1 pseudogene is annotated in these 456 nt (G+C 55.9%); it reads right to left on the reverse strand.

From position 1 onward, the window contains the following. Positions 1-456, reverse strand: a pseudogene (locus Q5762_RS37140) (hypothetical protein); the annotation flags it as partial.

Genomic DNA, 456 nt, shown 5'->3' on the forward strand with positions numbered 1-456 from the left:
GGTAATGCCCGCCCCGGGTAATACCGGGGTGTGCGGTGAAAAACGAAAACTGTCCGGCATCGGGAGTTTTCAGCATCTCGACAAACACACCGCGGGCATCGCCATGCTGCTGCACTGGGTAGGTAAAGCGTTCCGGCGGCAGATAGCTGACATAGGTCGAGTACAAGGCCCGTACCAGTCCCGTACCCACAGGCTCAGTGATCAGATTGTCCCGTGTGGCCTTGAAGCGGTACAGCTGATCGGCCAGCTCGCCAACGCTGATGCGGTATTCGGGAGCGACTTCAACATAGGCGCTATCAATACGAGTGTTGATGGATTCAACACCGGCCAGCAGCGCCATAAAGCTGTCGACCACATCATCCACATACACCAGACGAATAACGGCTGACGGATCATTGATCTGGATCGGCAGATCGCGGGCGACATTATGGCAAAAAGTCGCCACTGCAGAGTTGT

Source organism: Streptomyces sp. P9(2023) (genome assembly GCF_032436795.1).
Taxonomy (GTDB): Bacteria; Actinomycetota; Actinomycetes; order Streptomycetales; family Streptomycetaceae; genus Streptomyces.